At 62.2% G+C, this 13,809-nt stretch carries 10 protein-coding genes and 1 pseudogene; 10 read left to right on the forward strand and 1 reads right to left on the reverse strand.

The window, feature by feature from the left end:
• The first annotated feature begins 148 nt into the window (after positions 1 to 148).
• From QF039_RS31185 to QF039_RS31205, 5 genes are all read left to right on the forward strand, one after another.
• Complete coding sequence (locus QF039_RS31185) at positions 149 to 3,685, forward strand: DUF2339 domain-containing protein (RefSeq protein ID WP_307522369.1); 3,537 nt, start codon at positions 149 to 151, stop codon at positions 3,683 to 3,685.
• Entirely contained in the window at positions 3,685 to 5,040 is a 1,356-nt protein-coding gene (locus QF039_RS31190; RefSeq protein ID WP_307522370.1) for a DUF3999 domain-containing protein, read from the forward strand. The genes QF039_RS31185 and QF039_RS31190 overlap by 1 nt, the downstream gene beginning before the upstream one ends.
• 107 nt (positions 5,041 to 5,147) lie before the next feature.
• Positions 5,148 to 6,158 (forward strand): class 1 fructose-bisphosphatase, encoded by a 1,011-nt coding sequence (locus tag QF039_RS31195; RefSeq protein WP_003217989.1) that lies wholly within the window; start codon positions 5,148 to 5,150, stop codon positions 6,156 to 6,158.
• 143 nt (positions 6,159 to 6,301) lie between these two features.
• Positions 6,302 to 6,556, forward strand: coding sequence for a hypothetical protein (locus QF039_RS31200; protein ID WP_003217986.1), 255 nt, complete (start codon positions 6,302 to 6,304; stop codon positions 6,554 to 6,556).
• A 32-nt stretch (positions 6,557 to 6,588) separates the two neighbouring features.
• Entirely contained in the window at positions 6,589 to 7,158 is a 570-nt protein-coding gene (locus QF039_RS31205) for a lipocalin family protein (RefSeq protein ID WP_307522373.1), read from the forward strand.
• Between the two features lie 129 nt (positions 7,159 to 7,287).
• Here QF039_RS31205 and QF039_RS31210 read toward each other — a convergent pair whose 3' ends face one another.
• On the reverse strand, positions 7,288 to 8,652 hold the full coding sequence (locus QF039_RS31210) for a formimidoylglutamate deiminase (protein WP_087693348.1): 1,365 nt from the start codon (positions 8,650 to 8,652) through the stop codon (positions 7,288 to 7,290).
• Positions 8,653 to 8,730: 78 nt separating this feature from the next.
• Between QF039_RS31210 and hutC the strand changes: the two genes are divergently transcribed.
• From hutC to QF039_RS31235, 5 genes and pseudogenes are all read left to right on the forward strand, one after another.
• A complete protein-coding gene (gene hutC / locus QF039_RS31215; RefSeq protein ID WP_173406113.1) occupies positions 8,731 to 9,510 on the forward strand; it encodes a histidine utilization repressor in 780 nt (259 codons plus the stop codon).
• Complete coding sequence (locus QF039_RS31220; protein ID WP_177067137.1) at positions 9,507 to 10,067, forward strand: HutD family protein; 561 nt, start codon at positions 9,507 to 9,509, stop codon at positions 10,065 to 10,067. The genes hutC and QF039_RS31220 overlap by 4 nt, the downstream gene beginning before the upstream one ends.
• Before the next feature lie 325 nt (positions 10,068 to 10,392).
• Positions 10,393 to 12,063 (forward strand): urocanate hydratase, encoded by a 1,671-nt coding sequence (gene hutU, locus QF039_RS31225; RefSeq protein WP_102370210.1) that lies wholly within the window; start codon positions 10,393 to 10,395, stop codon positions 12,061 to 12,063.
• Between the two features lie 142 nt (positions 12,064 to 12,205).
• Positions 12,206 to 13,645, forward strand: coding sequence for a cytosine permease (locus QF039_RS31230; protein ID WP_087692903.1), 1,440 nt, complete (start codon positions 12,206 to 12,208; stop codon positions 13,643 to 13,645).
• A pseudogene (locus tag QF039_RS31235) lies at positions 13,632 to 13,779 on the forward strand (histidine ABC transporter substrate-binding protein); the annotation flags it as partial. The gene QF039_RS31230 and the pseudogene QF039_RS31235, both read left to right, overlap by 14 nt.
• Between the last annotated feature and the right edge of the window lie 30 nt (positions 13,780 to 13,809).

Here is a 13,809-nt window from a genome sequence, read left to right on the forward strand (position 1 = left end):
AGCGGGCTTGCTCGCGAAAGCGCAGCGTCAGTCGACAAATTTGTGACTGATCCACCGCCTTCGCGAGCAAGCCCGCTCCCACATGGGGTCCGTGTCGATATACTGAGCATCGCCTTTGCCCGCTTCGGGCTGCTTAGGGATATCGACCATGCAATGGATTTTCATGCTGATTGGCCTGGTGCTCGGCTGGACACTCGACGAGTCGTTCAGTGATGCGGGCATTGGTGCGCTGCTCGGTTTGGGCATTGGCCAGGCGATTCGCCTGTCGATGCTCGCCTCGCGTACGGAGGAACAAGGCCGTCAGCTGGAGTCTGCCCGCAACGCCCTGAAAGTGGTCGAGCAACGCCTGGCCTTGCTGGAAAGGCCTGCCGCCGTTGAAACCCCCGGACCTGTGTTTGTCGAAGAGCCGCTGCCGGTAGCGGCGCCGCCTGAACTCGTCTGGGAATTACCCGCCGAACTGGAACCTGCCTACGCAAGTGTGGTGGCCGAACCCAGCCAGCCATTGCCGGCTGATGTGTGGCGGGCCGAACCGAGCGCGAAAATCCCTGAACAGCCTGCCGCGCCTGCGGTGCCTCGCGGCCCCAACTTTATCGAGCGCGCAATCAGCGGTGCCCGCAACTGGCTGTTCGGTGGCAACACCGTGCTGCGGGTCGGCGTGGTGTTGTTGTTCCTCGGCCTGGCCTTCCTGCTGCGCTATGCCACTGAAGGCATGGTGGTGCCAATCGAGTTGCGTTACGCAGGTGTCGCCGGTTGCGCATTGGCACTGCTGGGTCTGGGTTGGTGGCTGCGGCTGCGCAACAGTAATTATGGCTTGATGCTGCAGGGCACCGGCATTGCGGTGTTGTACCTCACGGTGTTCGCCGCGATGCGCCTGCACCCGCTGCTCGACCCCGGCGCGGCACTCGGCTTGCTGGTGGCGGTCACCGTTTTCTCGGCGATCCTGGCGATTACCCAGGACGCCCTCGGCCTGGCCTGCGCCGCTGCACTCGGCGGTTTTGCGGCACCGATCCTCACGTCCACCGGCGCCGGCAACCATGTGGCGCTGTTCAGCTATTTCGCCCTGCTCAACGCAGGCATTCTCGCCATCGCCTGGTTCAAGGCCTGGCGCCTGCTCAATTTGATCGGTTTTGTCGGCACCTTCGGCATCGGCTTCGCCTGGGGCATGCGCTCCTATACACCGGAGCTGCTGTGGAGCACCGAGCCGTTCCTGATTCTATTTTTCCTGATGTACCTGGGCATCGGCCTGTTGTTCGCCCGGCGCAAGTTGCTGGAGATGCGCGACGCGCCGGACGATGACAGCCGTGGCGCGTTGCTGCGCTGGTCGGCGGCCAAGGGCGATTATGTGGACGGCAGCATGCTGTTCGGTCCGCCGCTGGTGGGCTTCGGTTTGCAGTTTGCGCTGGTGCAGCACTTGGAGTTTGCCGCTGCGTTCAGCGCGCTGGCCCTGGGCATTATCTATATGGGCCTGGCTCGTTTGCTGAGTGGCGGGCGCGCCTTGCTGCTGGCGGAAACCTGCCTGGCGCTGGGTGTGATCTTCGCCAGCCTGGCGATTCCGTTGGGCCTCGACGCACGCTGGACCGCGGCGGCCTGGGCCGTGGAAGGCGCCGGGATTTTCTGGCTCGGCCTGCGTCAGCAGCGGCCCTTGGCACGGGCGTTTGGCTTGCTGTTGCAAGTCGGTTCGGCGCTGGCGTTCCTCAGCGAATTGCGGATTGGCGAGACCAGCCTGCTGGACGGTGCACCCTTGGGTGCTTTGTTGCTGGGGGCGGCCTTGCTGTTCAGTTTTGACCAGTTGCGCAAGGCGCCGTTGGAGCACGCGGCGCAGTGGGAGCGTCGAGGTTTGCCGGTATTGGCCTGCGTCGGCCTGGGCTTCTTGTACCTGCTCGCACCGTTGCTGCTGTGGACCCAAGGCACGGCCATCAGTTGGGCGCTTGCCGGTCTTGCGACCTTGCTGGTGGGCCTGCGCATCGGCTCGCGTACGTTCCTCTTCACCGCGTTTGCCGTGCAACTGCTGGGTGGCGCGCTGTTCCTGCTGCGCCTGCAAGCGGGGGCTGATTCAGGCGCGGTGTTCAGTGCGGGCTGGAGCGGCTTGCTCACCGCATCGCTGATTGGCCTGGCATTGATCGGCGGCATGCTGCTGGCCGCGCGGGACACCATGGTGCGCAGCGATGTGCGGTTGTTGCGTGGCCTGTCGGTGGTGTTGCTCGCCGGGTTGGTGCTGATCAACCTGGCGGTGCTGTTTGTGCTGCCGTGGGAGACCGCCAGCGGCGTGTGGGCGGCCAGTGGTTTGTTGATCATCTGGCTGAGCCTGTACCTGCAACAGCGCGTCAGTTTTGTCTTCGGGTTGTTGCTGCAGGTGATCGGCGGCGCTTCGTTCCTGATCGCGGTGCCGGACCTGCTCGGGCCGCTGGCCAGCGAGGGTTTGCGTCCTTTGGGCCATAGCGGTTTCTGGACGCCAATGGTGCTTGGGCTGGCAGCGCTGGTCGGGGCCTGGCGCTTGCAGCGTCGACCTCACGCGCCGGTGTTCGAAGCGTTGAGCTTGCAACGGCTGTCCGACGTGCTGTTGGTATGGGGCGCGGGTTGGTGGACGTTGGCATTGGTCAGTGAAGTGCTGCGTTTTGCACCGTCGATGCTGCAAGGCACCTGGCTGTTGGCGGTAGCGGCGGTGAGTGTGGCGATCTGGGCGGTATTGGCCCTGAGGCTGCAATGGGCGTCGCTGGGCTTGCTGTGCACGCTGTTGATGCCGGCGGTGGGCGTGGTGTTGCTGGGCGCGTGGGGCTCGCGTTATCACCCGGCGGCGAACTTCGCCTGGCTGGCCTGGGCGGCGGTGTTTGCGGTGCACTTCGTGTCGCTGCGACGCCTGGCGTTGGTCATCCCGGAAAAAGCCCTGGGCGCCGCGCATGTGCTCGGCTGCTGGCTGTTGATCGGTGTGCTGGCGCTGGAGTTGCGCTACGGCCTGTTGTTGCTGTCCGAGGAATACAACGCCTGGCGCTGGCTGGGCTGGGCGATCCTGCCGAGCCTGTACCTGGTGCTGGCCGCCGCGCCGCGCAGTTGGCCGTGGCCGGTGTCGGCGTACCCGCGCGAGTACCGGTTGTATGCCGCGTTGCCGCTGGCGGTGTTGATGCTCGGCTGGTTCTGGCTGGCGAATATCTTCAGCGACGGCACCGCCGAGCCGCTGCCGTATGTGCCGCTGCTTAACCCGCTGGATATTGGATTGCTATTCGCGCTGCTGGGTGTGTACCTGTGGTCCCGCAGTGCCGCACCGCAACGCGGCCCGCGCGCCGAACTGGTCGCCCAGGCGGTCGCCGGTGTCTCGTTGTTCGCCTTCTTCACTGCGCTGGTGATGCGCACGGCTCATCACTGGGGTGGCGTGCCGTTCCATCTGGATGCGTTGCTGGAGTCGATGCTGGTGCAGGCCGGGCTGTCGATCGTGTGGACCCTGATTGCCCTGAGCCTGATGATCGGCGGCCATCTGCGTCACCGGCGTGAGGTGTGGCTGATCGGTGCGGCATTGATTGCCGTCGTGGTGGCCAAATTGTTCTTCGTCGAATTGAGCAACCGCGGCGGGCTGGCGCGGATCGTATCGTTTATCGGTGTGGGCGGGCTGTTGCTGGTGGTGGGCTATTTCGCCCCGCTGCCCCCCAAGCGCCCCGAGCCGGTGGTTGAAACTGAAGGAGTGGCCTCTTGATGGGCAAGCTGAGTGTGGCGCTGTTGGGGTTGTGCACGACGTTATCGGTCTGGGCCCAGGAGACGCCCGCCGATTTCACCACGCGTGTGCCGCTGACGGTCAGTGGCGAAGGCCCGTGGTACCGTCTGGAACTGCCGCTGGCGGTGCAATTGAGCGCCCGCCAGGCCGACCTGGGTGATGTGCGGGTGTTCAACGCCGCTGGCGAGCCCCAGGCTTACGCACTGGCGCGGCAGTCGGCGCAAAGCACCGAAAGCCGCAGCCTGTCCAACGTGAAGTGGTTCCCGTTGTACGCTGCGGCTGACTCCTCCGAAGCCGTGCCCAGCGTGCGTGTGCAATCCACGTCCACCGGCACGCTGGTGCAAGTGCAGCCGCCGAGCCAACTGGAGGCCGGCGAAGAAGTGCTGCGCGGCTGGCTGCTCGATGCGAGTGCGATCAAGGCCCCGTTGCAGCAACTGATCCTCGACTGGACGAGCGAGCGCGACGGCTTCCAGCGTTTCAGCATCGAAGCCAGCGACGACTTGCAGCACTGGCGCGCCTGGGGCGAAGGGCAGGTGGCACGGTTGTCGTTTGCCGATGAGCGCGTCGAGCAGCATGAAGTGAGTTTGCCGGGGCAGTCGGCGCGGTATCTGCGTCTGCTGTGGAAAGGCCAGGCGGCACCGGCGCTGACGTCGGCGCAGTTGGAGAGTGTCAGCGCCCACAGCCTGCCGTTGCCGCTGGTGTGGTCGCAGCCGTTGTCGGGCAGCCGGCTCAAGGCCGGGGAATACAGCTGGCAGTTGCCCAACGCACTGAACGTCGAACGCTTGCGAATCGACTTGAGCCAACCCAACAGCCTGGCGCCGGTCACCTTGTCGGGCCGCCGGGAAACTAATCAGGCCTGGCAACCCATGAGCAGCGGTTTGCTCTACCGGTTGACGCAAAATGGCCAGGACGTTTTACAGAACGAACTGCAGTTGCCGGGCCAGGCTGTTGCGCAGCTCAAGCTCGACGTGGACGAGCGTGGGGGTGGCCTGGGCGTGGAGGCGCCGACCTTGAGCTTTGCGGTGCGGGCCACGCAGTTGGTGTTCCTGGCGCGGGGCGAGCCACCGTTCACCCTTGTACTCGGCAATCCGTCGGTGAAAGGCGCGAACTTGCCGCTGTCGACCCTGATTCCGGACTACAGCGCCGAACGTCTCGCGGGGCTTGGGCAGGCCAAGGTGGCGGGCGAGGCGGTGGTCACATCGGCTGCGGTCGCGGCCCCGGTTGTTGCCGGGCCGAACTGGAAAAAGCTCGGTCTTTGGGCCGTGCTGCTGCTCGGTGTGGCGGCCCTGGGCGCCATGGCCTACAGTTTGCTGCGCAAGCCACCGGTGGCACGTTAAATAAAGTCCATGAACTCTATTGGGTTTAAATCCTCTGATAGGAGGAAATACGCCCCGACTCGCGTTAAACTGCGCGGGTTTTTAGCCCCCCATTTCCGGAGCCTTCCATGTCCCGCGTTACCCTGAGTCGCTATTTGATCGAGCAGACCCGCAGCAACAACACGCCTGCCGATCTGCGCTTCCTTATCGAAGTGGTGGCGCGTGCTTGCAAGGAAATCAGCCACGCCGTGTCCAAAGGCGCGCTGGGTGGTGTCCTGGGCAGCATGGGCACTGAAAACGTACAAGGCGAAGTGCAGAAGAAGCTTGACGTGATCTCCAACGAAATTCTGCTCGAAGCCAACGAGTGGGGCGGTCACCTGGCCGGCATGGCGTCCGAAGAAATGGACAATGCCTACCAGATCCCGGGCAAATACCCGAAAGGCGCGTACCTGCTGGTATTCGACCCGCTGGACGGTTCGTCGAACATCGACATCAACGCGCCAGTCGGCACCATCTTCTCGGTACTGCGTTGCCCGAACGAATACCTGAGCCAGAACGAAGCCCTGAACGAAAAGGCCTTCCTGCAGCCGGGCACCGAGCAGGTAGCTGCCGGTTACGCGATCTACGGCCCACAGACCATGCTGGTGCTGACCCTGGGCGACGGCGTCAAGGGCTTCACCCTGGACCGCGAAATGGGCAGCTTCGTGCTCACCCATGAAGACATCACCATTCCTGCGTCCACCCAGGAATTTGCAATCAACATGTCCAACCAGCGTCACTGGGAAGAGCCGGTTACCCGCTACGTGGGCGAGTTGATGGCCGGCGAAGAAGGCCCGCTGAAGAAGAACTTCAACATGCGCTGGGTGGCTGCGATGGTTGCCGACGTGCACCGCATCCTGACCCGTGGTGGCCTGTTCATGTACCCACGCGACAGCCGCGAGCCGTCCAAGCCAGGCAAGCTGCGCCTGATGTACGAAGCCAACCCGATGTCGTTCCTGGTTGAGCAGGCGGGCGGTGCGTCCACCGACGGCCACCAGCGCATCCTCGACATCCAGCCTGAAGGCCTGCACCAGCGCGTGGCGGTGTTCCTGGGTTCGAAGGAAGAAGTTGAGCGTGTGACCGGCTACCACAAGGCGTAAGTCCTTGCGGTAAGCAAAAGCCCCGAAACGTTTCAGCGTTTTCGGGGCTTTTTTGTTTTCGCTCGTCGGGAACCAGACACCTCTTTTCCCTTCTAAGCTTCTGGCAGACCCCCAAGCTGCTTCGTCTCTCCAGGAGTTTTTCCATGTCGTTACGCCGTCTCGCCCTGTTGTCGTTTTGCGTGCTTCTGGCCGCTTGCAGCAAGGTCACTCAAGAAAATTACGCAAAACTGTCGGCCGGCATGCCAAAGGCCGAGGTGGAGTCGTTGTTGGGCAAGCCGACTGATTGTTCTGGCGCGCTGGGTATGTCCAGTTGCACCTGGGGCGATAAAAACAGCTTTATCAGCGTGCAATATGCCGGTGACAAAGTACTGATTTTTTCCGGGCAAGGCCTGAAGTAAACCGGGGCGAAAGCCTGCGGGAGAAAAACAACATGATGCGTTTCGTTCTATACCTCTGCGCCAGCCTGTTTTTGGCGGGCTGCGCCAGCCATTCTGGCGATGATCTGCAACCCAAGACTGTTGGCAGCGTCAACCTCAAGCGTTACCAGGGCACCTGGTATGAGTTGGCCCGTTTGCCGATGTACTTCCAGCGCAATTGTGCGCAGTCCGAAGCCCGCTACACGCTGTTGCCCGATGGCAACATGTCGGTGTTCAACCGCTGCCTGACCCCTGAGTGGAAGTGGCAGGAAGCCAAGGGCACCGCAACGCCGCAGGTCGCCGGCAATACCGACAAACTGTGGGTCGAATTCAACAACTGGTTCACCTCGCTGTTGCCGGGCGTGGCCAAGGGCGATTACTGGGTGCTGTACGTCAGCGATGACTACAAGACCGCCATTGTCGGCAGCCCGAGCCGGCGCTACATGTGGTTGCTGTCGCGCACGCCGACGGTCAGCGCCGACACCCGCGAAGACCTGCTGAGCAGGGCGCGGCAGCAGGGGTATGACACCACGCGTTTGATCTGGCGTACGTCGGACAAGCAGATGGCGAAGACCTCGCAGTAATACGAAACAGCGCCAATCCAATGTGGGAGCGGGCTTGCTCGCGAAGGCGGTGTGACAGTCACCAGATGTATTGACTGATTCACTGCTTTCGCGAGCAAGCCCGCTCCCACATTTGTTATGTGTCGTCTGTCAGCCCAGCAAATCCCGCAAGACCTGGGTAAACGCCCGGCTGCTGTCTTCTTCGGCGGCGTGATGCCCGTCGCGCACCACCCACTTCCCGTTGACCAGCACGTCGCGCACCTGGCGATCACCACCGGCAAACAACCAGCGATTGAGGATCCCGTCTTCGTTCGCTGTCGCCAGGTACGGATCGTTGCCGTCCAGCACCAGCCAGTCCGCACGCTTGCCAACTTCCAGACGCCCAATCGGCTGCCCCAACGCTTCGGCACCGCCGTCCAGCGCGGCATCGAACAGCGTACGCCCAACCATCGGCTGATCGCTGCGATACAGCCGGTTGCGCCGCTGGTCCCGCAGCCGCTGCCCATATTCCAGCCAGCGCAATTCTTCCACCACGCTCAGTGATACATGGCTGTCGGAACCAATCCCCATGCGCCCGCCCTGGGCCAGGAAGTCCACCGCCGGGAAAATCCCGTCGCCCAGGTTGGCTTCAGTGGTCAGGCACAACCCGGCAATCGCCCGGCTCCTGGCCATCAACGTCACTTCTTCCGGATTGGCGTGGGTGGCGTGCACCAGGCACCAGCGCTGATCCACTTCAACATGGTCATACAACCATTGCAGCGGGCGCTGGCCGCTCCAGGCCAGGCAGTCGTCGACTTCCTTCTGCTGCTCGGCGATGTGGATATGCACCGGGCACGCCTTGTCGCTGGCGGCCAGCACTTCGCTGATCTGTTGCGGTGTGACGGCGCGCAGCGAGTGGAAACACAGGCCCAGCCGTTGTGCCGGTTGCGCGGCCAGAATCGGTTGCAGGCGTGATTGCAGGCTCAGGTAATTTTCGGTGCTGTTGATAAAGCGGCGCTGGCCTTCATTGGGTGCCTGGCCGCCGAAACCGGAGTGGCTGTAGAGCACCGGCAACAACGTCAGGCCGATACCGCTGCTGGCGGCCGCCTGGCTGATTTGCCGCGACAGCTCCGCAGGGTCGGCATAGGGCTGGCCGCTGACGTCGTGGTGCACGTAGTGAAATTCGGCCACCGAGGTGTAGCCGGCCTTGAGCATTTCGATATACAACTGGCGCGCGATGACCTGCAACTGGTCGGGGCGGATCTTGCCGACCATCCGATACATCAGGTCGCGCCAGGTCCAGAAACTGTCATTCGGGTTGCCGGCCACTTCCGCCAGCCCGGCCATCGCGCGCTGGAAAGCGTGGGAATGCAGGTTCGGCATGCCCGCCAGCACGGGGCCCCTGAGCCGTTCGGCACCGTCTGCACTGGCGTTGGGCTCAACCTTGGTCAGCAGGCCATCGGCGCTGACTTCAAGACGTACATCGTTGGCCCATCCATTAGGCAGCAGCGCGCGTTCGGCAAAGAAAGCGGACATGATTCAGGCACCCCAGTCGTGTGTTTATTTGTATATACATATACAGACGTTTGCCTGCTCGGTAAACTCCGGCAAGCTATGCTTCTTTTTCACCTACAAGGATTTCCTGTGTCGACTCCGCCCGCCAAGTCTCCACTGGCTGCCCACATGGACGAAAGTCCGGCGCCCTTGTATGCCCGCGTCAAACAGATGATCAGCCAGCAGATTCTCAACGGCAACTGGCCGCCGCATTATCGCGTGCCTTCGGAAAGCGAACTGGTCAACCAGTTGGGCTTCAGCCGCATGACCATCAACCGCGCCCTGCGCGAGTTGACTGCCGAAGGCCTGCTGGTACGCATGCAAGGTGTGGGCACCTTTGTCGCCGAGCCCAAGAGCCAGTCGGCGCTGTTTGAAGTGCACAACATTGCCGATGAGATCGCCTCCCGCGGTCATCGCCATACGTGCAAGGTCATTACCCTCGGGGAAGAAGCCGCCGGCTCCGAGCGCGCCGTCGCGCTGGAAATGCGCGAAGGCGGGCGGGTGTTCCACTCCTTGATCGTGCACTACGAAAACGACATTCCGGTGCAAATCGAAGACCGTTTCGTCAACGCCCTGGTAGCACCGGAATACCTGCAGCAGGATTTCACCCAGCAAACGCCCTATGCCTACCTCAACCAGGTGGCGCCGCTGACCGAAGGCGAGCACGTGGTCGAGGCGATCCTGGCCGACGCCGACGAATGCAAGCTGCTGCAAATCGAAACCAGCGAGCCGTGCCTGCTGATTCGCCGCCGCACCTGGTCTGGCCGCCAGCCGGTCACGGCCGCACGTTTGATCCACCCCGGTTCCCGTCATAGCCTGGAAGGACGTTTCAGTAAATGAGTTCGATGAAAGTCTGGCGCGCTAGCGATTACATTCGCATGCCGTGGAAAAACGGTGGCGGCAGCACTGAAGAAATCACCCGTGACGCGGGGGAGGGCCTGGACGGTTTCGGCTGGCGCCTGTCGATTGCCGATATCGCCGAGTCGGGCGGGTTCTCCACCTTTGCCGGGTACCAGCGCATTATCACCGTGCTGCAAGGCTCGGGCATGGTGCTGACGGTGGATGGCGAGGAACAACTCGGGTTGTTACCGCTGCAGCCATTCCCGTTCAAGGGTGACAGCCAGGTGTCCTGCCGCTTGATCGGCGGGCCGATCCGCGATTTCAACCTCATCTATTCGCCGCAGCGCTATCAAGCGCGGTTGCAATGGATGGACGGCACGCAGCGTTTCTTCAGTGCCGCGCACACCGTGCTGGTGTTCAGCGTGGCCGATGAAGTGAAGGTGCTCGGTGAGCGGCTGAACCGTCACGACTGCCTGCAACTGGACGGTAACACCGGCCTGCTGGATGTCAGTGTGACTGGCCGTTGCTGCGTTATCGAATTGACTGCCGCCGCTTGAACAGGTGGGGGTTTCTTCCCCCACATTTTGTTTCCCTCTTCCCGCACCAACTTGTTACCGAACGCCCCAGCATGGCGCAAAGCCCTGCCTCGATGACAAGTCTCCCGCACTGTAAAAATCCCCCGTAAGAAAATTCATCATGCTGCGAAGCCTTGTTTTCCAAGGCTTCCACCCTCGTCCCGAAAAAATCTTCAAACCTTGCGCGCAAAGTTGGCCGCTTGATTGCATATGCTTGTATGTACAAGTAAAGATGTGTGCGTAAGAGTCCATGAACATCCTCTTCGCACCCATCAATGTTCGCGCATTGATCGTTGAGGATTTTTTTGTGACCAAGCCTACCCAATACCGTGACGTTGAAATCCGTGCCGCACGCGGCAACACGCTGACCGCCAAAAGCTGGCTGACTGAAGCGCCGCTGCGCATGTTGATGAACAACCTCGACCCGCAGGTTGCCGAAAATCCGAAAGAACTGGTGGTGTACGGCGGTATCGGCCGTGCGGCACGTAACTGGGAATGCTACGACAAGATCGTCGAAAGCCTGACCAACCTCAACGACGACGAAACCCTGCTGGTGCAATCCGGCAAACCCGTCGGCGTGTTCAAGACTCACAGCAACGCCCCGCGCGTGCTGATCGCCAACTCCAACCTGGTACCGCACTGGGCGAGCTGGGAGCATTTCAACGAACTGGATGCCAAGGGCCTGGCCATGTACGGCCAGATGACCGCCGGCAGCTGGATCTACATCGGCAGCCAGGGCATCGTGCAGGGCACCTACGAAACCTTCGTCGAAGCCGGTCGCCAGCACTACAACGATGACCTCAAGGGCCGTTGGGTCCTGACTGCCGGCCTCGGCGGCATGGGCGGCGCCCAGCCACTGGCTGCGACCCTGGCCGGTGCCTGCTCGCTGAACATCGAATGCCAGCAGGTCAGCATCGACTTCCGCCTGAGCAGCCGCTACGTCGACGAACAAGCCACCGACCTCGACGACGCCCTGGCGCGCATCGACAAATACACCAAGGCCGGCCAGGCGATCTCCATCGCGTTGCTGGGCAACGCCGCTGAAATCCTTCCGGAACTGGTCAAGCGTGGCGTGCGCCCGGACATGGTCACCGACCAGACCAGCGCCCACGACCCGCTCAACGGCTACCTGCCCGCCGGCTGGACCTGGGACGAATACCGCGCCCGCGCCAAGACCGAACCGGCCGAAGTGATCAAGGCCGCCAAGCAGTCGATGGCCGTGCACGTCAAGGCCATGCTCGAGTTCCAGAAACAAGGCATCCCGACGTTCGACTACGGCAACAACATCCGTCAGATGGCGCAAGAAGTGGGCGTGGAAAACGCCTTCGACTTCCCGGGTTTCGTCCCGGCCTACATCCGTCCGCTGTTCTGCCGTGGCATCGGCCCGTTCCGTTGGGCTGCGCTGTCGGGCGACCCGCAAGACATCTACAAGACCGACGCCAAAGTCAAAGAGCTGATCCCGGACGACGCGCACCTGCACAACTGGCTGGACATGGCCCGCGAGCGCATCAGCTTCCAGGGCCTGCCGGCACGTATCTGCTGGGTTGGCCTCGGCCAGCGCGCGAAGCTCGGCCTGGCATTCAACGAAATGGTGCGCAGCGGCGAGCTGTCGGCACCCATCGTGATCGGCCGCGACCACCTGGACTCCGGCTCGGTGGCCAGCCCCAACCGTGAAACCGAATCGATGCAGGACGGTTCCGACGCCGTGTCCGACTGGCCACTGCTCAACGCCTTGCTCAACACCGCCAGCGGCGCGACCTGGGTTTCGTTGCACCACGGCGGCGGCGTCGGCATGGGCTTCTCCCAGCACTCGGGCATGGTGATTGTCTGTGACGGTACCGACGAAGCCGCCGAGCGTATCGCGCGCGTGCTGCACAACGACCCGGCGACCGGCGTGATGCGTCATGCGGATGCGGGCTACCAGATCGCCATCGACTGCGCCAAAGAGCAGGGCCTCAATCTCCCGATGATCAAATAACTAATGTGGGAGCGGGCTTGCTCGCGAATGCGGTGTATCAGTCACTGAAGTCGTTAGCTGACCCATCGCTTTCGCGAGCAAGCCCGCTCCCACATGTGATCTGCGTTTCACCCAAAAACAATCCATCAGAGGTTGAACATAAATGGCAGTAAAAGACGCTCGTGCAAGCACCACCCCGTTGATCGAAAGGCGTTCGATCGACTACATCCCGGAAGCGGAAAGACACGGCCGTCTATTGAGTCAGTTCACCCTGTGGTTGGGTGCCAACCTGCAAATCACTGCGATCGTCACCGGGGCCCTGGCCGTGGTGCTGGGCGGTGATGTGTTCTGGTCGTTGATCGGTCTGTTGATCGGTCAACTGCTGGGCGGTGGCGTCATGGCCCTGCATGCGGCGCAAGGCCCGCAACTGGGCTTGCCGCAGATGATCTCCAGCCGCGTGCAGTTCGGCGTGTATGGCGCGGTGATTCCACTGGTGCTGGTGTGCCTGATGTACATCGGTTTTTCCGCCAGCGGCTCATTGCTGGCGGGGCAGGCGGTGGCGCAGTTGCTTCACGTTGAAGACTGGGTCGGCATCGTATTGTTCGCGGGGCTGATCATGGTGTTTACGATCTTCGGCTACCGGGTGATCCACGGCATCGGTCGCATCGCCAGCGTGCTGGGGGTGGTTGCCTTCGTGTACCTGTTCTACAGGCTGCTGGCCGGTAACGACATCGGTGCGTTGCTGGGCAACAAGCATTTTTCCCTCAGCAGTTTCCTGCTGGCGATTTCCCTCTCGGCGTCCTGGCAGATTGCGTTCGGCCCGTATGTGGCGGACTACTCGCGCTACTTGCCGCGCAGCACGCAGGCCTCGAAAACCTTCTGGGCCGTGGGCCTCGGTTCGGTGATCGGCGCGCAGGCTTCGATGGTGTTCGGTGTGTTTGCGGCAGCCCTGGCAGGCTCGCAATTCGCTCACCACGAAGTGTCGTTTATCGTCGGCCTGGGCGGCACCGGGATCGTCGCGGCGCTGCTGTATTTCAGCATCGCCTTCGGCAAGGTCACCGTCACCACCCTCAACGCCTACGGCAGCTTCATGTCGATCGCGACAATCATCAGTGGTTTCCGTGGCAGCCGGCATATCGGCAGTGGCACGCGGCTGTTGTACATCTTCGTGATGGTGTCGATTGCCGCCGCGCTGGCGTTGCTGGGCAAGGACTCGTTCCTCAAGGATTTCTCCGCGTTCATCCTGTTCCTGCTGGCGTTTTTCACGCCCTGGAGTGCGATCAACCTGGTGGACTTCTACTGCATCACCAAAGAGCGCTATGACATCCCGGCCCTGTCCAACCCCAATGGTCGCTACGGTCGCTGGAACCTGATGGGCATCAGCATCTACGTGTTCGGCGTGCTGATTCAGATGCCGTTCATCTCGACGCATTTCTACACCGGCCCACTGGTCGCGAGCCTGGGCGACACCGATATCTCGTGGATCATCGGGCTGGTGGTGCCGGCGGCGTTGTACTACTGGGCTGCGAAAAAATGGCACAGCCCGATTCCTGAGCGCCTCGTGCTGCCCGATGTGCAGGGCGCCGCTGCTCAACCTGCTTAACCAGAACCCGGTACGCATGACAAACAGCGAATTGAAACAGCAAAACTGGCGAAAACTTTCCTCAAGGGACATCCTGAACTCAGGCACGCATGGTGAGCGACAACGCAGCCAAGAAAATCGACGCGGCCTTGTAGGTTGAGCGTTTCCGGTTGCCGCCACAGGCA

It is taken from the genome of Pseudomonas sp. W2I6, from assembly GCF_030815935.1.
Lineage (GTDB): Bacteria > Pseudomonadota > Gammaproteobacteria > Pseudomonadales > Pseudomonadaceae > Aquipseudomonas.

What these genes read in the sequence shown, in the direction of transcription:
- QF039_RS31185 (WP_307522369.1), top strand. Translation starts at nt 149, where the DNA reads ATGCAATGGATTTTCATGCTGATTGGCCTGGTGCTCGGCTGGACACTC.
- QF039_RS31190 (WP_307522370.1), top strand. Translation starts at nt 3,685, where the DNA reads ATGGGCAAGCTGAGTGTGGCGCTGTTGGGGTTGTGCACGACGTTATCG.
- QF039_RS31195 (WP_003217989.1), top strand. Translation starts at nt 5,148, where the DNA reads ATGTCCCGCGTTACCCTGAGTCGCTATTTGATCGAGCAGACCCGCAGC.
- QF039_RS31200 (WP_003217986.1), top strand. Translation starts at nt 6,302, where the DNA reads ATGTCGTTACGCCGTCTCGCCCTGTTGTCGTTTTGCGTGCTTCTGGCC.
- QF039_RS31205 (WP_307522373.1), top strand. Translation starts at nt 6,589, where the DNA reads ATGATGCGTTTCGTTCTATACCTCTGCGCCAGCCTGTTTTTGGCGGGC.
- QF039_RS31210 (WP_087693348.1), bottom strand. Translation starts at nt 8,652, where the DNA reads ATGTCCGCTTTCTTTGCCGAACGCGCGCTGCTGCCTAATGGATGGGCC.
- hutC (WP_173406113.1), top strand. Translation starts at nt 8,731, where the DNA reads ATGCTTCTTTTTCACCTACAAGGATTTCCTGTGTCGACTCCGCCCGCC.
- QF039_RS31220 (WP_177067137.1), top strand. Translation starts at nt 9,507, where the DNA reads ATGAGTTCGATGAAAGTCTGGCGCGCTAGCGATTACATTCGCATGCCG.
- QF039_RS31230 (WP_087692903.1), top strand. Translation starts at nt 12,206, where the DNA reads ATGGCAGTAAAAGACGCTCGTGCAAGCACCACCCCGTTGATCGAAAGG.